22 protein-coding genes are annotated in these 22,014 nt (G+C 48.4%); 12 read left to right on the forward strand and 10 right to left on the reverse strand.

The features are described 5' to 3' along the window. Positions 1-82: 82 nt before the first annotated feature. A complete protein-coding gene (locus tag HMPREF2560_RS07265; RefSeq protein ID WP_070608297.1) occupies positions 83-481 on the reverse strand; it encodes an extensin in 399 nt (132 codons plus the stop codon). A 96-nt stretch (positions 482-577) separates the two neighbouring features. Then, positions 578-2,623: a TonB-dependent receptor gene (locus HMPREF2560_RS07270; RefSeq protein WP_070608298.1), complete on the reverse strand. Its 2,046-nt coding sequence runs from the start codon at positions 2,621-2,623 to the stop codon at positions 578-580. Positions 2,624-3,060: 437 nt separating this feature from the next. Here HMPREF2560_RS07270 and HMPREF2560_RS07275 point away from each other — a divergent pair, with 437 nt between their 5' ends. Continuing rightward, positions 3,061-3,639 (forward strand): TetR/AcrR family transcriptional regulator, encoded by a 579-nt coding sequence (locus tag HMPREF2560_RS07275; RefSeq protein WP_070608299.1) that lies wholly within the window; start codon positions 3,061-3,063, stop codon positions 3,637-3,639. A 92-nt stretch (positions 3,640-3,731) separates the two neighbouring features. On the opposite strand, the gene ttcA is transcribed toward HMPREF2560_RS07275, so the two are convergent. Beyond that, on the reverse strand, positions 3,732-4,691 hold the full coding sequence (gene ttcA, locus HMPREF2560_RS07280) for a tRNA 2-thiocytidine(32) synthetase TtcA (protein WP_070608362.1): 960 nt from the start codon (positions 4,689-4,691) through the stop codon (positions 3,732-3,734). 128 nt (positions 4,692-4,819) lie between these two features. Then, the gene (locus tag HMPREF2560_RS07285) at positions 4,820-5,173 is read right to left on the reverse strand and encodes a RidA family protein (RefSeq protein WP_003683286.1); all 354 of its coding nucleotides are present in this window, start codon (positions 5,171-5,173) and stop codon (positions 4,820-4,822) included. 99 nt (positions 5,174-5,272) lie between these two features. Between HMPREF2560_RS07285 and HMPREF2560_RS07290 the strand changes: the two genes are divergently transcribed. The 5 genes from HMPREF2560_RS07290 (at position 5,273) to hemB (ending at position 9,186) form a co-directional block, all read left to right on the forward strand. After that, on the forward strand, positions 5,273-5,758 hold the full coding sequence (locus HMPREF2560_RS07290) for an aminoacyl-tRNA deacylase (protein ID WP_070608300.1): 486 nt from the start codon (positions 5,273-5,275) through the stop codon (positions 5,756-5,758). Positions 5,759-5,773: 15 nt separating this feature from the next. After that, positions 5,774-6,406 carry a DnaJ domain-containing protein gene (locus HMPREF2560_RS07295; RefSeq protein WP_070608301.1) on the forward strand — a complete coding sequence of 211 codons (633 nt, stop codon included), beginning with the start codon at positions 5,774-5,776 and terminating at the stop codon, positions 6,404-6,406. A gap of 3 nt (positions 6,407-6,409) precedes the next feature. After that, a complete protein-coding gene (locus HMPREF2560_RS07300; protein WP_070608302.1) occupies positions 6,410-7,282 on the forward strand; it encodes a DMT family transporter in 873 nt (290 codons plus the stop codon). A 159-nt stretch (positions 7,283-7,441) separates the two neighbouring features. Further along, a complete protein-coding gene (locus HMPREF2560_RS07305) occupies positions 7,442-8,152 on the forward strand; it encodes a DUF6973 domain-containing protein (protein ID WP_070608363.1) in 711 nt (236 codons plus the stop codon). 32 nt (positions 8,153-8,184) lie between these two features. Then, positions 8,185-9,186: a porphobilinogen synthase gene (hemB, locus tag HMPREF2560_RS07310; RefSeq protein WP_039863499.1), complete on the forward strand. Its 1,002-nt coding sequence runs from the start codon at positions 8,185-8,187 to the stop codon at positions 9,184-9,186. Between the two features lie 415 nt (positions 9,187-9,601). Here the strand turns inward: hemB and HMPREF2560_RS07315 are convergent, their stop codons facing one another. The 4 genes from HMPREF2560_RS07315 to HMPREF2560_RS07330 all read right to left on the reverse strand — a co-directional run bounded on the left by HMPREF2560_RS07315 (position 9,602) and on the right by HMPREF2560_RS07330 (position 12,613). Beyond that, positions 9,602-10,159 carry an immunity protein gene (locus tag HMPREF2560_RS07315; protein ID WP_070608303.1) on the reverse strand — a complete coding sequence of 186 codons (558 nt, stop codon included), beginning with the start codon at positions 10,157-10,159 and terminating at the stop codon, positions 9,602-9,604. 463 nt (positions 10,160-10,622) lie between these two features. Next, on the reverse strand, positions 10,623-11,606 hold the full coding sequence (gene lipA, locus HMPREF2560_RS07320; protein ID WP_070460755.1) for a lipoyl synthase: 984 nt from the start codon (positions 11,604-11,606) through the stop codon (positions 10,623-10,625). Positions 11,607-11,735: 129 nt separating this feature from the next. Next, positions 11,736-12,338 (reverse strand): lipoyl(octanoyl) transferase LipB, encoded by a 603-nt coding sequence (gene lipB / locus HMPREF2560_RS07325; protein ID WP_004519711.1) that lies wholly within the window; start codon positions 12,336-12,338, stop codon positions 11,736-11,738. Next, positions 12,338-12,613 (reverse strand): HP0495 family protein, encoded by a 276-nt coding sequence (locus tag HMPREF2560_RS07330; protein WP_004519710.1) that lies wholly within the window; start codon positions 12,611-12,613, stop codon positions 12,338-12,340. Before HMPREF2560_RS07330 ends, lipB begins: the two co-directional genes overlap by 1 nt. A gap of 213 nt (positions 12,614-12,826) precedes the next feature. Here HMPREF2560_RS07330 and lon point away from each other — a divergent pair, with 213 nt between their 5' ends. From lon to HMPREF2560_RS10960, 6 genes are all read left to right on the forward strand, one after another. Beyond that, positions 12,827-15,286 carry an endopeptidase La gene (gene lon / locus HMPREF2560_RS07335; RefSeq protein WP_004519709.1) on the forward strand — a complete coding sequence of 820 codons (2,460 nt, stop codon included), beginning with the start codon at positions 12,827-12,829 and terminating at the stop codon, positions 15,284-15,286. A 186-nt stretch (positions 15,287-15,472) separates the two neighbouring features. Then, on the forward strand, positions 15,473-15,742 hold the full coding sequence (locus tag HMPREF2560_RS07340; protein WP_003683413.1) for an HU family DNA-binding protein: 270 nt from the start codon (positions 15,473-15,475) through the stop codon (positions 15,740-15,742). A gap of 221 nt (positions 15,743-15,963) precedes the next feature. Next, complete coding sequence (locus HMPREF2560_RS07345; RefSeq protein WP_070873797.1) at positions 15,964-16,971, forward strand: IS5 family transposase; 1,008 nt, start codon at positions 15,964-15,966, stop codon at positions 16,969-16,971. Between the two features lie 345 nt (positions 16,972-17,316). After that, the gene (locus HMPREF2560_RS07350; RefSeq protein WP_070850513.1) at positions 17,317-17,586 is read left to right on the forward strand and encodes a FeoA family protein; all 270 of its coding nucleotides are present in this window, start codon (positions 17,317-17,319) and stop codon (positions 17,584-17,586) included. 27 nt (positions 17,587-17,613) lie between these two features. After that, the gene (locus HMPREF2560_RS07355; protein WP_070608305.1) at positions 17,614-19,482 is read left to right on the forward strand and encodes a ferrous iron transporter B; all 1,869 of its coding nucleotides are present in this window, start codon (positions 17,614-17,616) and stop codon (positions 19,480-19,482) included. Beyond that, entirely contained in the window at positions 19,479-19,607 is a 129-nt protein-coding gene (locus tag HMPREF2560_RS10960; protein ID WP_003683546.1) for a FeoB-associated Cys-rich membrane protein, read from the forward strand. Before HMPREF2560_RS07355 ends, HMPREF2560_RS10960 begins: the two co-directional genes overlap by 4 nt. 143 nt (positions 19,608-19,750) lie before the next feature. Here the strand turns inward: HMPREF2560_RS10960 and HMPREF2560_RS07360 are convergent, their stop codons facing one another. Together HMPREF2560_RS07360 and mpl are read right to left on the reverse strand one after the other, a co-directional pair. Next, positions 19,751-20,404 (reverse strand): DUF1287 domain-containing protein, encoded by a 654-nt coding sequence (locus HMPREF2560_RS07360; RefSeq protein WP_070873798.1) that lies wholly within the window; start codon positions 20,402-20,404, stop codon positions 19,751-19,753. A gap of 223 nt (positions 20,405-20,627) precedes the next feature. Beyond that, positions 20,628-22,004 (reverse strand): UDP-N-acetylmuramate:L-alanyl-gamma-D-glutamyl-meso-diaminopimelate ligase, encoded by a 1,377-nt coding sequence (gene mpl, locus HMPREF2560_RS07365; protein WP_070873799.1) that lies wholly within the window; start codon positions 22,002-22,004, stop codon positions 20,628-20,630. Between the last annotated feature and the right edge of the window lie 10 nt (positions 22,005-22,014).

Raw genomic sequence — 22,014 nt, forward strand, 5'->3', positions numbered from 1 at the left:
ATGAGGCAAATAAAGGGACAAGGCCGTCTGAACATATTGGTTGACAATACTTGATTTGTATTTAAATAGGTTTAGTATCTTTTCAGACGGCCTTCAACGCTTCTTCTGCGCGAAGCAGGGCGGTTGTTTCATCTGCTTCGACGATGTAGTTCACGCCCAGCGCGGGGCCGAGTTTGGACGATTGTTCGCGGAAGAACGCCAGTTGCGCCGCGTCGGGTTCGATAAGGAGCATGGCGGCGCAGCGTTCGGACAGTTGCGGCCGATGTGCCTTTATCCATTCGATGTAAGTTTTGCGGTCGGCAATGCGCTGTTCATCGCTTACCTGCCGCCGCATCGGGGTGCAGGCGGTGGCAAAGCGGGGGTTTTGGTTTAACAGGGTTTCGAATTCGGTCAGCCAGTCGGAAAAGTCGGCGACGTGGGTTAGGTCGGTCAGGTAGATGGTGCCTTCGGGCAGGGTTTTGGCAGGGGTGAAGTAGTGCATGGGATTCCTTTGGGTGTTTTGGAGGAATAAACGGTAGGTCGGGCATAAATGTCCGACCTATGTTTTTTCAGACGGCCTTCATCATTTCAGCTTCATTTAAAACTTCCATTCCGCGCTCACGCCCACGCTTCTGGGGCGTTGGTAGAGCGCGTCTTGGCGGTCGGCGCTGGAAATGAATATGGGTTGGCGGCGGTTGAACACGTTGTCGGCGTAGAGCGAGACGCGGCCTTGTTTGAAGTTGTAGGCGGTGTAGAGGTTGACTTGGTTGTATGCGCTGATTTTGCCTGATTCGGCATTGTCGGCAGCGGAGTAGTAGCCGCCGTAGAAACGCACGTCGCCGCCGGCTTCCCAGCCTTTGTCGTTCAGGTATTTCACGCCGATGTTGGCGGTGTATTTGGGCGCGCGGCCGAGTTTGTTGCCTTCGATGCCGCTGTCGGGATAGCTTTTGATTTTGGTGTTGAGCAGCCCCAGTCCGGTAGTAAGTTTCAGGCTGTCGGTCGCCTGCCAGTCGGCGGCGAGTTCCGCGCCGTAGGTATGGACTTTTTTGGCGTTGCGGATGACGACGGAGTTGGTGCCGAGATAGAAGGGGAGCTGCATGTCGCGGTAGTGGTTCAGAAACAGGTTGCCGGAGAGTTGCAGGCGGCGGTCGGCGCTGCGCCAGCGGGTGTACCACTCGTAGTTGTTCACATATTCGGGTTCATAAGTGTAGGTTACGACAGGACGACCGAAGGTGATGCCCGCGCCGCCGGGGTTGTAGCCGCGTGCGGCTTTGATGCCGTTGAGCCATTGGTCGGTGGGTTTGAAGGCGATATCGATTTTAGGCAGGAACACGGTCTGGCCTTTGTCTAAATCAAGGTGCAGTGCGCCGCTGCCGCCGCTTCGTTTGTGCGTTTCTTTTTCAATGCGGGCGGAGGCCGTGATGTCCCATTTTTCGCTGGGGCTGTATGTGGTTTCGGCAAATAGGGCGCGCACGCTGTTGCGGTCGTCAAAGGTGTTGCGGCCGCCGATGCTGCGGATATCCACCCATTCATCTTGTTTGCTGCGGAAGTAGTGCAGCCCGGCAAGGCCTTTCAGACGGCCTTTGTTTGAAAAATGCAATACCGGCTCCCATTGCAGCTCGTGGCCTTTGAGCTCGGCGGGCACGCCTTGCGGGCTGACGGTCATCGGCAGATGCAGCCGCTCGTTGTGGTAGCGGCCGTAAACCAGTTTGTTTTCCAGTTTCAGATAGTCGTTAAGCTGCCACGATACGTCCCAGATGCCCGATGTCGAGCCGGTTACGAACACGGGCTTTTCTTTTAAGAAACGGCGGCTGGCAGTGTTGCCCATGATTTCGTTTTGCGGCGCGCGCGAACGGATGTGGTTCAGCGTCAGGCGGCTGTAAAAATCGGGATGGTTTTCGGGCGTGAGCAGGAGTTTGAAGCGCACGTTGTTGTTTTCCACGCGGCGCGGGTTGCCGGTCGGCTCATAGGACACGAACGGCTCGTAGCTTTCGCGCTGCTGCCGTTCCGCGTTCAAGCGGAAGGCAAGGTTGTTTTTCACAATCGGACCGGACACTACGCCGGCGATGTTGCGCGTTTTCTGGTTGCCTAAACCCAAGCGCAGCGCGCCTTCCCATTCGTCGGTCGGGTCTTTGGAACGCATCACCACCGCGCCAGCCACCGCGTTCTGCCCGCGCACATGGCTTTGCGGCCCGCGTAAGACTTCCACCTGCTGCATGTCCCACAGCGACTGCGTGCCGAAGGCGTATTCGTTGTAAGTGGCGGAGCGGCCGTCTATAGAGAGGTTCAGGCGCGGCCGCGTGCCCGCAAAGAACGCCACCGCACCGACGGCGGGGCCGGAGCCGTCCACGCCGCGCACGGTCGGTAAATCGTTGCCGCTGCCCAAGTCCACCGTGTTCACAGTCTGTTTGAGCAGGTCGGTTGCGGAAAGATTGTGGCCGCTGCGGTCGATGTTCGGCGTGGTGAAAACGCGGTTGGATGTGGCGGTTTCAAAGCCGCTGCGGTTGGTGCGTTCGCCGGTGACGACAACTTCTTCCAACTGCACCTGTTCCGCATCTTGCATCGCATCGGCGGCATAAATCCATTCGGAGGCAAAAGCGGTGGCAATCAATAGGGGGAGGCGGCGGAGGATGTGTTTCTGCATTTCCTTATCCTTTCAGACGGCATACGTCGGGGTGGATTGAACATCAGGAAATCCAATTGCTCCGTCAGTATGCAAATATTTGTGTTTACATATTTACATAAAACAAACTATTAATGTAAAGTATAAGAAATAAGAAACAGGAATGCAAGTGTTTATCATTCACTTTACTTCCCTCTTATCTTGTGAATCGTCCAAAAAAATCCCTCTCCTATTTTTGGGAGAAGGTTGGAGGAGGCAGATTCTGTAATCTTCATGAATTTGGCCTGCCAAGCATCCGATAGCCCTCATTCGTAGGGCGGAGCGGAGGGATAAGGAAAGAGGTCGTCTGAAGGCCGCCATATTGCCATTGCCGCCGTGGGGAAATATGATGAGTATCCGACTTGCGGATAACTTTAGTGAAAACCCTTTATTAACAAAATCAAAACCTTCCTACCGTCATGACTGCCAGCAAACAACAAACTATCGCCGACACCGCCCGCCGCTCATTCCGCGAACATGGCTTTTCCGCCGTATCCGTAGGCAGCATCTGCGCTGAGGCCGCCGTCAGCCGCGTTACTTTTTACAAATATTACAGCGGTAAAAACGCACTCTTGCAGGCAATCGTTACCGAGCAGAAAAACCGCGTCCGTGCCGAATTTGAAAATCTGCTTGCACGGCAATGCAGCCTGCGCGAAGCCGCCGAGGCTGTGTTTGCCCTGCAAAAACAATCGTTTGAAGAACTCTATTCCGCCGCTTTCCTGCGCGACATCGAAGAGAACACCGATTTGGAGCTGGAGCGGTTTTTCCACGAATTGAACGAAGAAAAATACGCCTTTATGCGCGCTTTTTTCCACACCCTGCAACAACGCCGCCTGATTCAGCCCGATTTGCCGGTGGAACTCATCGACCTGTTCATCCGTCAGGCGGATATATTGATGCGCCATCCGCAACTGGCCAAGCTTTATGCCGCCGCGCCGCAAAAGCTGCCGCAAGACGTATTGGGATTGCTGCTGCACGGTTTGTCAGGGAAAGAATAGATAAAAAAGAATAGAAAAAATCTCAAATATGAATATTCAGACGGCCTTTCAGTAAATAGCTACCGAAAGGCCGTCTGAATGTCTAAACGCGGTTACATACCGCAGGTTTTGGGTTTGTTTGCCAAAATATTGATGACTTTGCGTTCGGCTTTTTGCGGTTCGATTTTGATTTCGCTTTCGTCTTCTTCGCTGCCGTCGGAGAAACGTTCCGGCATTTTTTCGCTGTCAAACGCCAAGTCGCCGCCGTGTTTCAGGTTTTGACCGCGTTCCAAGCCGACAAAGTCGAAGAGTTCGGTATCGGCCAAATGCGAAGGAACGACGTTTTGTAGGGCGGAGAACATGGACTCGATACGGCCGGGGAAGCGTTTGTCCCAATCGCGCAGCATGTCGCCGATGACTTGGCGTTGCAGGTTGGGCTGAGAGCCGCAGAGGTTGCATGGAATAATTGGGAATTGCTTCATCTCGGCATATTTGATCAAGTCCTTCTCTTTGACATACGCCAGAGGACGGATGACGATGTGTTCGCCGTTGTCGCTTACCAGTTTGGGCGGCATGGCTTTGAGTTTGCCGCCGTAAAACATATTCAGGAACATGGTGGCAAGAATGTCGTCGCGGTGGTGTCCCAAGGCGATTTTTGTGCAGCCCAATTCTTTTGCAGTGCGATATAGAATACCGCGGCGCAGGCGGCTGCACAGCGAACAAGTCGTTTTGCCTTCGTCCAATACGCGTTTAACGGTGGAATAAGTGTCTTCTTCAACAATTTTGTAGGGAACGCCGATGCTTTCGAGATAGGTCGGCAATACCTCTTCGGGGAAGCCCGGCTGTTTTTGGTCGAGATTGACGGCGACCAGTTCAAAATCAATTGGCGCGCTGGCTTGAAGCTGGCGCAGAATGTCTAAAAGGGCGTAGCTGTCTTTGCCGCCGGAAAGGCAGACCATGATTTTGTCGCCCGGCTCAATCATATTGAAATCGTTAATGGCATCGCCAACGGCGTGGCGCAGGCGTTTGCTGAGTTTGTTGTTTTCTAATTCTTGCTTGGTTTTTTTGGACATGGCTGTTTGTGCTTTGAAATAATAGAAAAATTTAAGGGCGGTATTGTACCGCAAAAGAATAAAGGCCGTCTGAAAAACTGCGCTTGCTTGGTTGAAGCTGCGTTTTCAGACGGCCTGATATTTGTGCTTTATTTGATTTGAAGGGCGGTAATTTTGATTTCAACCTTCCAGTCAGGCGAAGCCAGTTTCGCCTCTACGCAGGCGCGGGCGGGAGCGCGTTCAGGGGCTGTCCATGCGTCCCAGGCTTCGTTCATGGCGGCGTAGTCGTTCATATCGGGTAGATAGATGGTGGCTTCTAAAATATGGGCTTTGTCGGATTGGCATTGTGCGAGCCATGAATCGATTTGCGCCAAAACATTTTCAGTTTGCGCTTTGGCATCGGCTTCAGGATTTTCGGGAACCATGCCGGAGAGGAAAACCAAGCCGTTGGCTACGACGGCTTCCGAATAGCGTTTGCTTGCACCAAGATAGCGGATGTCCATGTTGTCTCCTGATTTCAAAAAGAAGGTATGGTAACATTGTGACTGTTTACGTTCCACATTTAAGAGGGGCCGTCTGAAAAGGATGGCGGGAAACAACCCATGAGTAAAGCAGAATATCCGGTTACGCAGGCAGTACGCTTTTTACGCAGTAAAAAAATCGATTTTGTCCCTTATGTTTACGCGTATGAAGAACATGGCGGTACGGCGCGTTTTGCCGAGTGCACGGGCAAGCCTGAGCATCAAGTCATCAAAACAATCGTCCTGCAGGATGAACACAAAAAAGGCTTGGTTGTGTTAATGCACGGCGACAAACATATTTCCACCCGCAATCTGGCGCGTGAACTGGACTTGAAACACATCGAGCCGGCAACGGCGGATCAGGCGGCGAAATGGACAGGATATTTGGTCGGCGGGACATCGCCGTTCGGTATGAAAACCGCGTTGCCGGTTTATGTGGAAGAAAGCATTTGGGCTTTGGACGAGATTTTTATCAATGGCGGCAAACGTGGGTTTATCGTGGGCATAAAACCTGAAAACCTGCGGACGCTCAATCCGAAAGATGTTCATGTTGCAGTCGATTCATAAAGGATAGGAATACAGATGGAACAATTAAATTTATACGAAATCTTGGGTGTATCTCAGGATGCAGATATCAACGTTATCCGCGAGGCTTACGGCAAATTGGTTGCCAATCCGGATATTCAGAAAGATGCGGAGCGTTTTAAAGCCATCGGACAGGCGTTTGAAGTATTGTCTCATCCGGAAAAACGTTTGGCTTATGATGCGGCGATGCAGTATGAGCCTCAGGAAGTCCAAGACAACGGCTTCAATGATACGGCGGCCAATCACACGGCAAACTATAATACAGGGAACAATAATATGGGGGGCAATATGGTCAATACGTCCAAATCCGAAGTGAAAAACTATGTTTTTATTGCCTATGTCACATATGCGTTGGGCTTGTTTATTTGGTTTACACCCGTCGTCGGTGTGATTTTGGCGTTTATCAAACGCGATGAAGCGCAAGGCAGCATTTACGCCAGCCATATTGATTATCTGATTAAGACATTTTGGGTGTCTTTGATTGGTATGGTTTTAGGGATGCTGACCATACTTATCTTAATCGGTTGGCTGATTTTGGCAGCAACCGGTATTTGGCTCATTTATCGCGTAGTCGTCGGACTGATCAAACTGAATGAAGATAAGCCTGTTTCCACTCAAGGATGGTTTTAAAGCATGGCATATTTATTGACAAGTATCGTTTGCAGCGTGTTGGTTTCCGTATTGCTGAAAGTGGCGCGCAAGCAAAAAATCAATATCGAGCAGGCGGTAGCAGTGAATTATATCGTTGCCGTCACTTTGACCATGCTGGTGTTAAAACCTGATTTAAGCAATCCGCAGGTATTTTTGCCGACTTGGTGGCTTTTTGCGGCCTTGGGCATCTTGCTGCCAACTGTGTTTGTCATTATGGGCAAATCCGTAGATGCGGCAGGTATCGTCAAATCGGATGCGGCACAGCGCTTATCGCTGTTTTTGCCCATTATCGCTTCATTCACGCTTTTTCATGAACAACTGACCGAAGGCCGTCTGATTGGTTTGGTATTGGCATTTACAGCATTGTTTTTCTTGCTTTGGAAAAACGATGGCGGTAAGAAATCCGGCGGTTTCGGCACGCAAGTGATGCTGCTTTTGGGCGTTTGGTGTGGCTACGGCATCATTGATATTCTGTTCAAACAAGTGGCGAAAAGCGGTACCGCGTTTGCCGGTAATTTGCTGGTAGCATTTTGTTTGGCCGGTATCTTGATGTTTGGCTACCTGTTTGCCAAAGGAAGCAAATGGACCAAAGAGGGTATAGTGGGTGGTATGATTTTGGGTTGCCTGAATTTTTTGAATATTGTTACCTACATCTCGGCACACCAAATCATGAAGGATAATCCGACCTTGGTGTTTGCCGGTATGAACATCGGCGTAATTGTTTTGGGTACGCTGATTGGTGCGGCAATGTTTAAAGAAAAAATCAGCAGCATTAATGCAGCCGGTATCAGTATTGCTATTTGCTCGATAGCCTGTCTGTTTTATTGGCCGCAAATTCGAAGCTTGGTAGGTTAAAAATACTTATGCCGTCTGAAAAATTTCAGACGGCCTTATTTTTATTATAAAATAGCCATTCATGCGCCGATTTGGCCGTATGGGAATTATTTTGCGCTTACGGGCGTTTCTATGTTAAACAATAAGTTGAACTCACACAATAATATCGATAGTTACATCATGAAACATATTAAAAAACACATTCAATGCGCCGTTCTCGGCATGCTGGTATTGTCCGGTTGCCAATCGTATCAGGAAGATCAAAGCCGCCGCAGTAAAATGGCACAATTTGCGCTTAACCATCCCGTGGCCGCCCAAGTCATCGGTATGGAGGATGAAGGCTTAATCAATATGACCAGTAATGCCACGCGCTTTGCCGAGCGTACAGGTTTGGATGACAAAGCAAACGGCGACAGCAGGGGAACACAGGTCAATGCCGTACGCCAAGCATTATGGCAGGCGGCAATTGCTTCTAAATTCGACAGCATTATTGCCGAAAAAGCAGGTAATGCGCGCCTGACGGATATGGAGTTGCGTGAAGGTAAAGACGACTACTTCAGCCGTTACCTTGCCGACCAGGCAGTCGATCAACGTAACAACCGTATCGGCCGCAGTATCGGCAGTGCCAAGCCCGACAGCGATATGAAGACGCTGGCGGCAAGCATTTTGTTCTACTACAACAAAGTAGGATTATGGACGGCTTCCGAAGTGAACAACCGTTGGCGCATCAAACAGGAAAAACTTTCAGACGGCCAATATGCCGAGGCATTGAAAAATATCGCCAAATTGGATCAAAACGGTATGACCGAGCAGGAACGTAATAGTTATAAAACCGGTACGCTCAGCGAAATCAAACGTTCGGTCAAAGCCATACGTCAAGTCGAAGACTGATTTTAAGACTTCATTATTGAAAGGCAATTGTTATGAATTTCCCTCCGCGTTATGTCTCAAACACCCGTATGCGCCGTATGCGTAAAGACGATTTTTCACGCCGTCTGATGCGCGAGCATACTTTGACGGCAGATGATTTAATCTATCCGGTTTTTGTATTGGAAGGTCAGAACCAGGAAGAGGCAGTGCCGTCTATGCCCGGCGTCAAACGCCAAAGTTTGGATAAATTGTTGTTTACCGCTGAAGAAGCACTGAATCTCGGTATTCCTATGCTGGCTTTGTTTCCCGTGGTAACGCAAAACAAAACCGAATTTGCGGAGGAGGCTTATAACCCGGAAGGCTTGGTACCGACAGTAGTGCGAACCCTGCGCGAGAAATTCCCAGAGCTGGGGATTATGACCGACGTTGCCTTAGACCCTTATACAATTCACGGCCAAGACGGTTTAACCGATGAAAATGGCTATGTCCTCAACGATGAAACCATTGAAGTTTTGGTAAAACAGGCTTTGTGCCATGCCGATGCAGGCGCACAAGTCATTGCCCCGTCAGACATGATGGACGGACGTATTCTTGCCATCCGTGAAGCCTTGGAAGATGCCGGACACATCCATACACGCATTATGGCGTATTCGGCAAAATATGCTTCAGCATTCTACGGCCCGTTCCGCGATGCCGTCGGCAGCTCTGGCAATTTGGGTAAGGCAGACAAGAAAACCTACCAAATGGACCCTGCAAATACTAACGAAGCCTTGCACGAAGTCGCATTGGATATTCAAGAAGGCGCAGACATGGTAATGGTAAAACCGGGTTTGCCATATCTGGATGTCGTCCGCCGAGTTAAAGACGAGTTTGGCGTACCGACTTATGCTTACCAAGTTTCCGGCGAATATGCCATGCTTCAAGCTGCCATTCAAAATGGCTGGTTGGATGGTGAGAAAACCATTTTGGAAAGCTTATTGGCATTCAAACGCGCCGGCGCCGATGGTATTTTGACTTACTACGCGATTGAAGCGGCAAAATTGTTGAAGAAGTAAAATAAAGAAATAAATTAAAAAGCGGCAAACAGTGTTTATCCTGTTTTGCCGCTTTTTTGTATTATTTAATTTTGGGATAATTACTTAAATTCTTCTATTTTTTCTGGTTATCGATTTCTTTTTGTAGTATCCTGTTACAAAAAATGTTACTGACACAGGTCCTCCAGTCCATCCTTTCCATTTCCTACCTAGAAAAAATCTTAGGTTTCATCCTGTCATCTATCCGGATCTGACTGAATTGAAGACTGTTCGATTTTTCCTACTTAAAGACAAAGCCTTTAAAAAACTTTGATCAAAATCTGCTTGATGGTTGATTATCTACCAAGACTGTATTAGAAACAAAAATAATTCCTCTTATATCTGATTTTCAATTTTTATGTGGCTAAGCAGGATTTAGAAGCCAACACTCTAAGGTCTAGTATCCTTTATTCAAAATATGAAATAGGTCATCTCTTAAAACGATTCCATCATCTTCTATTAAATAAGCGATATGTTCCCAGAATGTTAACTCTTGTTCAATGGGCTCTTCCAAATCTGCCACTTTATTCATCAGATCTGTTGCAATTTCCTCTGCTTGATAAGCCTGACTCTTATAGAATTTTGATTTTAAAAGAAAGACGGCAGACATAAATAGAGAATAGGAAGAAACAAAAGCCTGTAAAGAATGATTGACAAAAATTCTTGGCTTTTGAAATACTTCTACTCCTTCCGGATTGCAAATTAAGAAGATCTGGTTCTTTTGGCTAATCACAAAATAGCCTAAAAAACACTGTCCGAAAAGAGTATATCTGTCAAGCTCTTTCCTTATTTCCAATAGCTCATTGCCTGCTTTTACAAAAGAGAATCCCATCTTGGAATAATCCTCTAAATAAGCAAAGAGATTGAAACGAATCTCATCAAAGCTGAGTTTTCTCTTTTTTACGGAGGTGTGAACTCCTTGTTCCTTCAATGAATCATCTATATTTACTTTCATCTGTTTATCCTATTTTCTAGGCTATTTTTACCAAGCATTTTTAACTTTCAAACCTTGATGATTGCCTTTTTTCTTAGTTATATGAAAAGGCTTACTTATTTTAAGACTTTCTCTTTTTTGTATCTCTAAGAACTCATATACGAGGATGTATTTCAAGAAAATATGGGTATACAAGCATATGGATAGACACCATAACTCGTTTTGCAAGCCGCTTCTTCGAATGGAATCCAGATAGCCTTATAAAGGAAATGACAGATGCAACAGAGCATAAACCCATTATAAAAAAGGATAATTCCTATATTTTTTCAATTTATTATCAATATAAGTGGATTGAATTCTTAGTTTTCTTTAGAGTTTGAATAAGGTTTATTTTGGAAATCTGAAGAGTTTTGTATATTAAACAAAGGCCGTCTGAAAAAAACAGTCTACTGATTTTTCAGACGGCCTTATATGATTTAAACCATCAGTGATGGCTGCAACCGCCGTGGGTTTCACGCAAAGCTTCGGCTGCTTGTTCGTCTGCGTGGTAGCTGGAGCGGACCATTGCACCGATGGCGGCATTGGTAAAGCCCAATTCGTATGCTTCTTTTTCAAAAACTTTAAATTGGTCAGGCGTTACATAGCGTAGGACGGGCAGGTGGCCGTCTGAAGGTTGCAGATATTGGCCGATGGTAATCATCTCGATATTGTTGGCACGCATATCGCGCATGATTTCGCGTACGTCCTCGTCTGTTTCGCCCAAGCCGACCATGATGCCGGACTTTGTCGGGATATGGGGCATCATTTCTTTGTAACGGCGCAGAAGCTCGAGGGAGTGTTGGTAATTGGCACCCGGACGGGCTTTTTTATACAGGCTTGGATGGGTTTCTAAGTTGTGGTTCATCACGTCGGGCGGTGTTTCTGCCAAGATTTCCAGTGCGATGTCCAAACGGCCGCGGAAATCGGGAACAAGGATTTCGATTTTGGTATTCGGGCTGGTTTCGCGGATGGCTTTGATGCAGTCGGCGAAGTGTTGGGCGCCGCCATCACGCAGGTCGTCACGGTCGACGGAAGTAATCACGACATAGCGCAGGTTCATGGCTTTGACGGATTCTGCCAAATGTTTAGGCTCGTCAGGATCCAGCATATTCGGGCGGCCATGGCCAACGTCGCAGAATGGGCAGCGGCGGGTACAAATATCGCCCATGATCATGAATGTGGCCGTACCCTTGGTAAAGCATTCGCTGATATTGGGACAAGATGCTTCTTCGCACACGGTATGCATTTTTTGTTCGCGAAGAATGTTTTTGATTTCAAAGAATTTCTTGCCCGGTAATTTGGCGCGGATCCATTCGGGCTTTTTCAATTTTTGTTCCAATGGAACAACTTTAATCGGAATGCGTGCAGTTTTATCTGCGCCTTTCAGTTTGATGCCGCGTTTTGGGTCGTTTTTTACTTCTTCACTCATGGTGATGTGTTCTTTCTGTCGTTATAAAGGCCGTCTGAAAAGCTTATTGTAGTCTTTATGAACTAAGGGCTTGTGGGTTCAGAGGGGCAGTTAAAAGATGGTGTTGGGGTCGAATATTTTCAGACGGCCTTATGCCAGCTCTTTCTGTAAATGCTTGGTCAGTTTGTCTGAAACTTCTGCCAAGCCGGGTGCCGGAGAGACAAAGTCGGCAATTTGGGTCATTTCCATACCGGCATAACCGCAGGGGTTGATATGGGTAAACGGACTTAAATCCATGTTCACGTTAAGCGCCAAGCCGTGGTAAACGGAGCCGTCTTTGATACGCAGGCCCAGGGAAGCGATTTTACGCTCGCCGACATAAACGCCGGGACGTTTGGGGTCGGCGGCTGCTTCGATGCCGTATTCTGCCAAGGTGGCGATGATGCTGTTTTCAAGTGCGGAAACGATATGGCGCACACTGGTCTTACGGCGTTTGAAATTGATCATCGTATAAACGACCAATTGGCCAGGACCGTGGTAGGTAATTTGACCTCCTCTGTCAATTTGGACAACGGGAATATCGTCGCGGATGAGGAGGTGTTCGGGCTTACCGGCCAAGCCTTGAGTGAATACGGGCGGATGTTCGACCACCCATAATTCGTCTTCGGTATTTTCGTCACGCGAGGCATTAAATGCCTTCATGGCTTCGAAAGTCGGCAGGTAATCGACCAAGCCTTTGTGCACGATTTTCATTACAGCACCACTTTTACCAATTCGTGTGAAGTCAGGTCGCGGTAGATATTGTCGAGTTGCTCTTGATTTTCAACATTTACATGGACAGTCGCGCCGGTATAGTTGCCTTTGCTGCTTGGGCGCGTAGTAATGTGGTGCGGCTCGGTATCGGGAGCGTGTTTGCGCACGGTTTCCAAGATGGCGGATTCAAATTCCGGATGAACCACGCCCATGACTTTTACAGGAAAGGTGCAAGGGAATTCAATTAATGATTTTTTTTCGGTTGAGTCTGTCATGGTTTACTACCTTTTTTGGTTAGCCAGGGCCGTCTGAAAAGTTTTCAGACGGCCCAAAATCCGATATATTTTATCGTAAACGTCCATATCGGGCTATTAAAAATGATGTTTTAGAAAATAGGTGCGGATAAGCTGTTTTCAAGTCTTGAAATGGAGCGCTTCAGCCCAATTTTGAGCTACATTCTGATTTAACAATGATTGAGATTTCTAACTATGCCGACAAAAGACAAATATTTCGAGGAATACAGTGCGCTGGCTACCTTGCCTTTACGCGATGTCGTGGTGTATCCGCATATGGTATTGCCGCTGTTCGTCGGTCGTCCTAAATCGATTGCAGCCCTTGAGGCGGCAATGGCTAATGATGATCCGGTTTTCCTGTTGGCCCAGCTTGACCCTAATACAGAAGACCCTAAAGCTGAAGATTTGCACCAAACTGGTACGGTTGCCCAAGTTTTGCAGGTTTTGAAGCTGCCTGACGGCACCGTTAAAGTGTTGGTAGAAGGTATCCGTCGTGCGCGCGCATTGACGGTTGACGAAACAGGCGGACTGTTTTTATCCCATGTGGAGGCGATTGATGAAAACAGCGACAAGGACAATCCCGAAATTGAAGCCTTGCGCCGTACCTTGCTGACTCAATTTGAGCAATATGCGAAATTGAACAAAAAAATCCCTGCCGAAGTTATCAGTACCATCAGCAGTATCGATGACAACAGCCGTCTTGCCGATACTATTGCCGCGCATTTGCAGCTGAAATTAGAGCAGCGTCAATATGTACTGGAGACTGCCGGCATTGTTGACCGTTTGGAATTTCTGCTGGCGCAGTTGGAAGCCGAACTCGATATCATGCAGGTCGAGAAACGCATCCGTGGCCGTGTGAAACGTCAAATGGAAAAATCCCAACGTGAGTATTACTTGAATGAGCAAGTAAAAGCGATTCAGAAAGAATTGGGCGAAGAAGACGAGCGCGACGAGCTGGATGCGCTGGAAAACAAAATCAAAGAAGCAGGCATGAGCAAAGAGGCTGAAGAAAAATGTCTGTCTGAATTGAAAAAACTGAAAATGATGCCGCCGATGTCTGCGGAATCTACCGTCGTGCGCAACTACATCGATACTTTGCTTGAGTTGCCATGGAAGAAAAAATCCCGTGTCAGCAAAGATATTGCCAAGGCTGATTTGATTTTGAATGCCGACCACTATGGTTTGGAAAAAGTCAAAGAACGTATTTTGGAATATTTGGCTGTTCAAAAACGTATGGACAAGCTCAAAGGCCCGATTTTGTGTTTGGTCGGTCCTCCGGGAGTGGGTAAAACTTCCTTGGGCGAATCGATTGCCAAAGCTACAGGCCGTCAATATGTGCGTATGGCATTAGGCGGCGTGCGTGATGAAAGCGAAATCCGCGGCCACCGCCGTACCTATATCGGCTCTATGCCGGGCAAAATCCTGCAAAACATGGCAAAAGCGGGTGTAAAAAACCCATTGTTCCTGCTTGATGAAATCGACAAAATGGGCAGTGATTTCCGTGGCGATCCAGCCAGTGCATTGCTTGAGGTGCTTGATCCTGAGCAAAATAACAAGTTTGCCGACCATTATGCCGAAGTCGATTACGATTTGAGCGATGTGATGTTTATTGCCACTTCAAACAGCTTGAATATCCCGACTCCGCTGCTTGACCGTATGGAAATCATCCGTCTGTCCGGTTACACGGAAGATGAAAAAATCAATATCGCCATGCAATACCTTGTGCCGAAACAAATGAAGCGCAATGGTGTGAAAGAGGGTGAGTTGGTGGTTGATGAAAGTGCGGTGCGCGATATTATCCGTTACTACACTCGCGAGGCCGGCGTCCGCTCGTTGGATCGCGAAATTGCCAAAATCTGCCGCAAAGTAGTAATGCAGGTTACCTTGAATGAGGATAAGAAAAAAGCGTCCAAATCCAAAACAGCAAGCAAGGCCAAGCCTAAAGCAATTAAAGTTACTGAGAAAAATCTGCATGACTATCTAGGCGTGCGCCGTTTCGACTATGGCGTGGCCGAAAGCGAAAACCGCATCGGCCAGGTAACCGGTCTGGCTTGGACTGAAGTCGGTGGCGAGTTGTTGACTGTTGAGGCGGTTGCCTTGCCGGGTAAAGGTACGATTCAATGCACCGGCCAACTGGGCGATGTGATGAAAGAATCAGTATCGGCCGCATGGTCGGTTGTCCGTTCCCGTGCCGAATCAGTGGGTCTGGCTCCTGATTTTTACGAGAAGAAAGACATTCACGTCCATGTGCCGGAAGGTGCGACGCCGAAAGACGGTCCGAGCGCAGGTATTGCCATGACTTTGGCGATGGTTTCTGCCTTTACCAAAATTCCGGTGCGTGCGGACGTAGCGATGACCGGTGAAATCACTTTGCGTGGCGAAGTGTTGCCGATCGGCGGTTTGAAAGAAAAACTGCTGGCTGCTTTGCGCGGTGGCATCAAGCATGTATTGATTCCGAAAGACAATGTCAAAGATTTGGAAGAAATTCCTGAAAATGTCAAAACCGGTCTGACCATCCATCCGGTCAAATGGATTGATGAAGTGTTGGCTTTGGGTCTGGAAACTCAGCCTGAGCAATGGGTTGCCGAATTAGCAGTTGCCGAGACCGTGCAAACTCCTAAGACAAAGTCAAGAACAAAAGCAACCAAGCATTAAGTTGGCCGTCTGATGTTGCAAAAAATGTGGTTTTGCCCTGAATGCCCCAAAAATAGGGCAATTCCACATTTTTTACTTGACATGATAATTTCAGAATTGCTATAAAGTGCGTATGTGCTTTGAAAGCGCTCAAGCCCCGAGTATTCGGGCATTTCATCATCTTTATACGATAGGAAGGGACTAATTGTGAACAAGTCTGAATTGATCGAAGCAATTGCTCAAGAAGCCGGCATTTCCAAATCTGCTGCGCAAAAAGCTTTGGATGCTACTACTAATGCCGTAACCAACGCACTGAAAAACGGCGACACTGTTACTCTGGTCGGTTTCGGTACTTTCTACGTCGGCGAACGTGCCGAACGTCAAGGCCGCAACCCTAAAACTGGCGAGCCTCTGACTATTGCTGCTGCTAAAACTCCTAAATTCCGTGCCGGTAAAGCATTGAAAGACGCTCTGTAATTTAGAGCCTTTCCCTGAATGGGAATAAAAAACCGATTTGATTCGGTTTTTTATTTTGAAGGCCGTCTGAAAGTTTTCAGACGGCCTTTAGTTTATTGAGTGTATAAAAAGGCTGAAATCCTAATGATAAAAGGATTTCAGCCTTTTTAGTTTATCTTGAGACCTTTGCAAAATTCCCCAAAATCCCCTAAATTCCCATCAAGACATTTAGGGGATTTTTCATGAGTACCTTCTTCCAGCAAACCGCGCAAGCTATGATTGCCAAACACATCGACCGCTTTCCACTATTGAAGTTGGATCAGGTGATTGATTGGCAACCGATCGAACAGTACCTGAATCGTCAAAAAACCCGTTACCTTCGAGACCACCGCGGCCGTCCCGCCTATCCCCTGTTGTCCATGTTCAAAGCCGTCCTGCTCGGACAATGGCACAGCCTCTCCGATCCCGAACTCGAACACAGCCTCATCACCCGCATCGATTTCAACCTGTTTTGCCGTTTTGACGAACTGAGCATTCCCGATTACAGCACCTTATGCCGCTACCGCAACTGGCTGGCGCAAGACAACACCCTGTCCGAATTATTGGAACTGATCAACCGCCAACTGACCGAAAAAAACCTAAAAGTAGAGAAAGCATCCGCCGCCGTCATTGACGCCACCATTATTCAGACCGCCGGCAGCAAACAGCGTCAGGCTATAGAAGTTGACGAGGAAGGACAAGTCAGCGGACAAACCACACCGAGTAAAGACAAAGATGCCCGTTGGACAAAGAAAAACGGCCTCTACAAACTTGGTTACAAACAACATACCCGCACCGATGAGGAAGGCTATATCGAGAAACTGCACATCACTCCCGCCAATACCCATGAGTGCAACCACCTGTCGCCTTTGCTGGAAGGAATAGCCAAAGACACAACCGTCTATGCCGACAAAGGCTATGACAGTAAGGAAAATCGGCAACATCTGAAAGAACATCAGTTGTTAGACGGCATTATGCGCAAAGCCCACCGCAAACATCCGCTGTCGGAAGCGCAAACCAAACGTAACCGGTATTTGTCGAAGACCCGTTATGTGGTTGAACAAAGCTTCGGTACGCTGCACCGTAAATTCCGCTATGCGCGGGCAGCCTATTTCGGGCTGCTCAAAGTAAGTGCGCAAAGCCATCTGAAGGCGATGTGTTTGAACCTTTTGAAAGCCGCTAACAGGCTAAGTGCGCCTGTTGCTGCCTAAAAGGCGGCCGGATGCCTGATTAATCAGGTATCCAAGGGGGATTAAGGGGGTATTTGAGTCGAATCAGGAGTGATTTGGGATGAAAACAGCTGAAAATCTTTGTTTTGGTTTCGGCTGTTGGGGGAAGGACTTTTTTGCAAAGGTCTCATCTTGTTACATTTGATTTTTACATTAATAAGATTTATCATTAGCAAAGAAAATAACAATACTTAAAACAAACCGCACTTATTGAAAGAAGTAGCGAATAGCCACTCATAACCAACCTTTCAAATGTGCCACACATTCGTCAGCACTTCTCACATTTCTAATAATCTGATTTTTTAAAACAAATGAAAAGAGAGGCTTATGTCTGCCATTCCTTTGTCGCGTCTGAAAAAAGGCGCAGTCGTACATATTGATTCCATTGCTCCCAATCCTGTTTTTGGTGATTTGGATACCTTGGTAACCCGTCGTCTTGCGGATTTGGGTTTTTCCAGCGGAATGCCGTTGCAAGTGATTGCCGTGGGCGGTTTTGGAAGAGGACCGTTTGCAGTACGCTTGGGCAATCAATCCCAATTTTCCCTGCGTTCGGAAGAGGCCGGGAAGATTATGTGTCGTATCGTTGAGGCCGTTTAAGGCCGTCTGAAAGAATAAGGAAAAATGATGGAACTAAGCTATTTTGCCTTGATTGGCGCGCCAAACTGCGGCAAAACCGTTTTGTTCAACGGTTTGACCGGCTCACATGCCAAGGTTGCCAATTATCCGGGCGTAACTGTCGATAAGCGCGAGGGCGCCTTCCTCGACGACGAGGCCGTCCGCATTATCGACCTGCCGGGCACATACAGCCTACGCACGACCAGCCCCGATGAAGCGGTGGCGAAAGATGTAATGGTAGGCAAGATGGGCATTCCGCCCGATGCCATTATTGCCGTTGCCGACGCGACCAACCTGCGTATGACCCTGCGCATGATTTTGGAACTGAAAACGCTGGGACTGCCTATGGTGGTGTCGCTGAATTTGAGCGACGTGGCCCGCAAAAGGGGCTTGAATATCGACGCGGCCAAACTGAGCGAGTTGTTGGATGCACCTGTTTTGGAAACAGTTGCAGTGAGCGCGTCGGGCGTACAGGCTGTACGCGAAGCCGTGGCGAAGCTGCCGCGCAAACGCTCTTTTCCCGCAAACCCCGCCTCTGCCGAACGCACGCTCGATGCGCTGGATAGCGACAAACTTTATCAAGAAGTCGAATCGATTTTGGCACAAGTGGTACGCACCCAGATGACGCTGCCCGCATGGCACAAAAAACTCGACGACATCGTGCTGCACCCCGTCTGGGGCATGATTATGCTGCTGGTGATCCTGTTTATGGTGTTCCAAGCGGTATACACTTGGGCGGCACCGATTATGGACGCCATTGAAGGTGGTTTTACCGCACTGGGAGAATGGATAGGCGCGAACATGGAACCGGGCATCCTCAGCGACTTGCTCGTCAACGGCGTCATTGCCGGTTTGGGCAGCGTGTTGGTGTTCCTGCCGCAGATTACGATTTTGTTTGCCTTTATCCTGCTATTGGAAGACTCAGGCTATCTGCCGCGTGCAGCCTTCCTGCTGGATAACGTCATGGCGAAAAGCGGTTTGTCCGGCCGTTCGTTTATTCCCCTTTTGTCCAGCTTTGCCTGTGCCGTTCCTGCCGTGATGTCGGCGCGTACCATTAACGACCCGCGCGAACGCCTTGTTACCATCGCGGTTGCGCCGTTGCTGACTTGTTCCGCACGTTTGCCAGTGTATGCGCTGATTATCGCCGCTGTTATTCCTGACCGTACAGTGGGTGGGATTTTCAACCTGCAAGGCCTGACATTGTTTATTCTTTATATCGTAGGCATTCTGTCGGCTGCATTGGCAGCGTATATCATGAAACGCTTGGCGCGGATGAAAGGCAATGTGCAACAATTCCCACTTTTAATGGAATTGCCGACTTTCCGTACGCCTAACTTCAAACACATCATGACCAGCTTGTGGGATAGGGTAAAAGCCTTCCTGAAACGCGCGGGTACCATCATTTTTGCGTTGGCCGTGGTTCTGTGGGGCTTGGTAAGCTGGCCGCAACCGCCTGAAGGCGCAACCGGTGCCGCCATCGATTACAGCTTGGCAGGTACGCTTGGTCATGCTATTCAGCCGTTTTTTGCACCTTTGGGTTTTACTTGGGAAATGTGTATCGCCATGATTCCGGGTATTGCCGCGCGCGAAGTGGTCGTTGCCGCATTGGGTACCGTTTATGCCGTCAGCGCGTCGTCTGAAGATGCCGTACAAAACGCATTAATTCCCATCATACACAACAACTGGGGCTTGCCGACCGCCTTTGCCTTCTTGGCTTGGTATGTGTATGCTCCGATGTGTGCCGCGACTTTGACCGTGATTAGACGCGAAACCAAATCCACGAAAAATATGCTTATGATTACAGGCTATTTGTTCCTGATGGCTTATTTTGCCGCATTCGTGGTTTACCAAATTTCTTCAAGGATACTATCATCATGACTCAATATATTATCGTCGGCTTGATTATGCTCGCCTGCGTATTCTTCCTCTTGCGAAAATTCGTGTTCAAACCGAAAAAACGCGACTGCAGCAGCGGCTGTGGTAAATGCGGCGGTTGCGGTTAAATAAAGAGGGTTAGGTAAAAGTAAAAGGCCGTCTGAAACTATTTCAGACGGCCTTTTTTGTATTTCATGCTATGTAAACTGACGAGGTATATTTGCTCTTTATCGTTTCAGATTAATAGGTACCTAGGATTTGGTGCTAAGGTTTATCGAACGGGAAGCCTGTAATGTCCGGTAATGGTGTAGCGGTAGAGGATGTCGTTTTCACGGGTTCCTGAACCGATATTATGAATAATCAAGGGCCTGTCGCCGATTTTTCGATCGGAGACGATGCCGATATGGGGACGGTTGCCTTTCAGTTCCCAAGTTACAATATCGCCAGCTTGATAGTTTGTATCTCGAACTGCCCAGCCTTGACGCGTGAAATAAGTCATTAGGTTAGGTACGCGGCGGTGGTCAATATTGGTATCAGGTTGTTTCAAACCCCAGCGTTTCGGATAGACGGAAAAGTTGCGGCTCATGTCTTGATGAACAAGCTCTTGCAAATCGATATTTTGGTCGCGCAAGGCACGGATGACCACGTCTGTGCAAACGCCTTTTTCCATAGGTACATCGCCCATTGGATATTTGAGCTTGGTGTAAGCAGGGTCGTAACGAAGGGTTTTGCCAATTTGGTTTCGCGCAGATTGTACGATTTGCGGTGATGGTCCTTCGGGTTCGGTAATCTTCTGTTGTAGGAAATTGGTATTAATACTTGGGATAGAGTTGTGATGACGGGCAAAAAATACCGCTGTTGTAATCAGAAGGATGGAAAGCGCAATACTGAGAACTATGGGCTTAAAGGTAGTTTTGTGTTTCATGATATATGTACGGCTTAGATGTTGTCTGTATTATTATCAGATTTTGGGGAGGATTGGCAATGCATAATGGAAAAATGGTCTTGAGCAAGTATGTATGGGCAAATAATAGATGAGTGTTATTTGGGTATTACCAAAACATTTTTCGTAAATATAGATTTTAAATTGGCATATGATAAAAGGCCGTCTGAAAACTTTTCAGACGGCCTTGGTTATTGGAGAAGGCTTATTTCAAGGCTTCCAGCAGTTTTCCGTGAATTCCGCCGAAACCGCCGTTGCTCATGACCAAAATATGGTCGCCTGCTTCGGCATTTTTCATGATTTCGGCAACGAAGGCATCGAAGTCTTTGCCGACGTGTAGCTTGTCGCCTAAAGGCGCGAGGGCTTCGGCGACGTTCCAGTCCACACCGCCGGCGTAGCAGAACACTTGGTCGGCACCTTTGAGGCTTGCGGGCAGGGCGGCTTTCATGGTGCCGAGTTTCATGGTGTTGGAGCGCGGCTCGAGGACGGCGAGGATGCGGGCATTACCAACGCGCTGGCGCAGACCTTCGATGGTGGTTTCGATGGCGGTTGGGTGGTGGGCAAAGTCGTCGTAAACAGTGATGCCGTTTACCGTGCCTTTAATTTCCATGCGGCGTTTGACGTTTTTAAACGCGCTCAAGGCTTCGCAGGCCGTCTGAATATCGACGCCGGCATGACGCGCGGCAGCGATAACGGCGAGGGCGTTCATGCGGTTGTGTTCGCCCATCAGTTCCCAAGCGACGTGTCCGACCGTTTCGCCATGATGGCATACGTCAAACGAGCCGTCGGCATGGACGGTACCAACCTGCCAGCCTTGTTCGGTACCAAATTTTTCTACGGGCGTCCAGCAGCCTTTGTCCAAAGTATCTTGCAGGCTTTGCTGCTGGCCGTTGCAGACGATGAGGCCTTCAGACGGCACGGTGCGTACCAAATGATGGAATTGTGTTTGAATGGCGCCTAAATCGGCAAAAATGTCGGCGTGGTCGAATTCCAGATTGTTCAAAATGGCGGTACGCGGACGGTAGTGTACGAATTTGGAGCGTTTGTCAAAAAAGGCGGTATCGTATTCGTCGGCTTCGATAACGAAAAACGGCGATTTTGAGTTAGGGTCTTGGCGCGGAGTTTGCGGCAGACGGGCGGAAACGCTGAAGTTTTCCGGTACGCCGCCAATCAGGAAGCCCGGTGCGAGACCGGCATATTCCAAGACCCAGGCAAGCATGGAGGCGGTAGTCGTTTTGCCGTGTGTTCCGGCTACGCCGAGTACCCAGTGCTGGTGTAATACGTTTTCAGCAAGCCATTGCGGGCCGGAAATATAAGGCAGGCCGCGGTTTAAAATCGCTTCAACCACATCCATGCCACGTTTGGCAACATTACCGATAACGTAAATATCGGCTTTAAATTCGTCCAATTGAGCGGCATCAAAACCTTCATGTACGTCTATGCCCAAGGCTTCAAGCTGGGTGCTCATCGGCGGATACATCTTTGCGTCGCAACCGCTGACTTTAAAACCTGCTTCTTTGGCAATAGCCGCTACGCCGCCCATAAATGTGCCGCCGATACCGATAATGTGGATGTGTTTCATGATAAGACTG

Source organism: Neisseria sp. HMSC078H04, from assembly GCF_001838135.1.
Taxonomy (GTDB): domain Bacteria; phylum Pseudomonadota; class Gammaproteobacteria; order Burkholderiales; family Neisseriaceae; genus Neisseria.

Coding starts and splice junctions, on each gene's coding strand:
- HMPREF2560_RS07290 (WP_070608300.1), top strand. CDS start 5,273: ATGAGTAAAGCAGAATATCCGGTTACGCAGGCAGTACGCTTTTTACGC.
- HMPREF2560_RS07285 (WP_003683286.1), bottom strand. CDS start 5,173: ATGGACATCCGCTATCTTGGTGCAAGCAAACGCTATTCGGAAGCCGTC.
- HMPREF2560_RS07315 (WP_070608303.1), bottom strand. CDS start 10,159: ATGAAAGTAAATATAGATGATTCATTGAAGGAACAAGGAGTTCACACC.
- HMPREF2560_RS10960 (WP_003683546.1), top strand. CDS start 19,479: ATGACTCAATATATTATCGTCGGCTTGATTATGCTCGCCTGCGTATTC.
- HMPREF2560_RS07275 (WP_070608299.1), top strand. CDS start 3,061: ATGACTGCCAGCAAACAACAAACTATCGCCGACACCGCCCGCCGCTCA.
- lon (WP_004519709.1), top strand. CDS start 12,827: ATGCCGACAAAAGACAAATATTTCGAGGAATACAGTGCGCTGGCTACC.
- HMPREF2560_RS07270 (WP_070608298.1), bottom strand. CDS start 2,623: ATGCAGAAACACATCCTCCGCCGCCTCCCCCTATTGATTGCCACCGCT.
- ttcA (WP_070608362.1), bottom strand. CDS start 4,691: ATGTCCAAAAAAACCAAGCAAGAATTAGAAAACAACAAACTCAGCAAA.
- lipA (WP_070460755.1), bottom strand. CDS start 11,606: ATGAGTGAAGAAGTAAAAAACGACCCAAAACGCGGCATCAAACTGAAA.
- HMPREF2560_RS07345 (WP_070873797.1), top strand. CDS start 15,964: ATGAGTACCTTCTTCCAGCAAACCGCGCAAGCTATGATTGCCAAACAC.
- HMPREF2560_RS07295 (WP_070608301.1), top strand. CDS start 5,774: ATGGAACAATTAAATTTATACGAAATCTTGGGTGTATCTCAGGATGCA.
- HMPREF2560_RS07355 (WP_070608305.1), top strand. CDS start 17,614: ATGGAACTAAGCTATTTTGCCTTGATTGGCGCGCCAAACTGCGGCAAA.
- HMPREF2560_RS07350 (WP_070850513.1), top strand. CDS start 17,317: ATGTCTGCCATTCCTTTGTCGCGTCTGAAAAAAGGCGCAGTCGTACAT.
- HMPREF2560_RS07300 (WP_070608302.1), top strand. CDS start 6,410: ATGGCATATTTATTGACAAGTATCGTTTGCAGCGTGTTGGTTTCCGTA.
- HMPREF2560_RS07265 (WP_070608297.1), bottom strand. CDS start 481: ATGCACTACTTCACCCCTGCCAAAACCCTGCCCGAAGGCACCATCTAC.
- HMPREF2560_RS07360 (WP_070873798.1), bottom strand. CDS start 20,404: ATGAAACACAAAACTACCTTTAAGCCCATAGTTCTCAGTATTGCGCTT.
- hemB (WP_039863499.1), top strand. CDS start 8,185: ATGAATTTCCCTCCGCGTTATGTCTCAAACACCCGTATGCGCCGTATG.
- HMPREF2560_RS07305 (WP_070608363.1), top strand. CDS start 7,442: ATGAAACATATTAAAAAACACATTCAATGCGCCGTTCTCGGCATGCTG.
- lipB (WP_004519711.1), bottom strand. CDS start 12,338: ATGAAAATCGTGCACAAAGGCTTGGTCGATTACCTGCCGACTTTCGAA.
- mpl (WP_070873799.1), bottom strand. CDS start 22,004: ATGAAACACATCCACATTATCGGTATCGGCGGCACATTTATGGGCGGC.
- HMPREF2560_RS07330 (WP_004519710.1), bottom strand. CDS start 12,613: ATGACAGACTCAACCGAAAAAAAATCATTAATTGAATTCCCTTGCACC.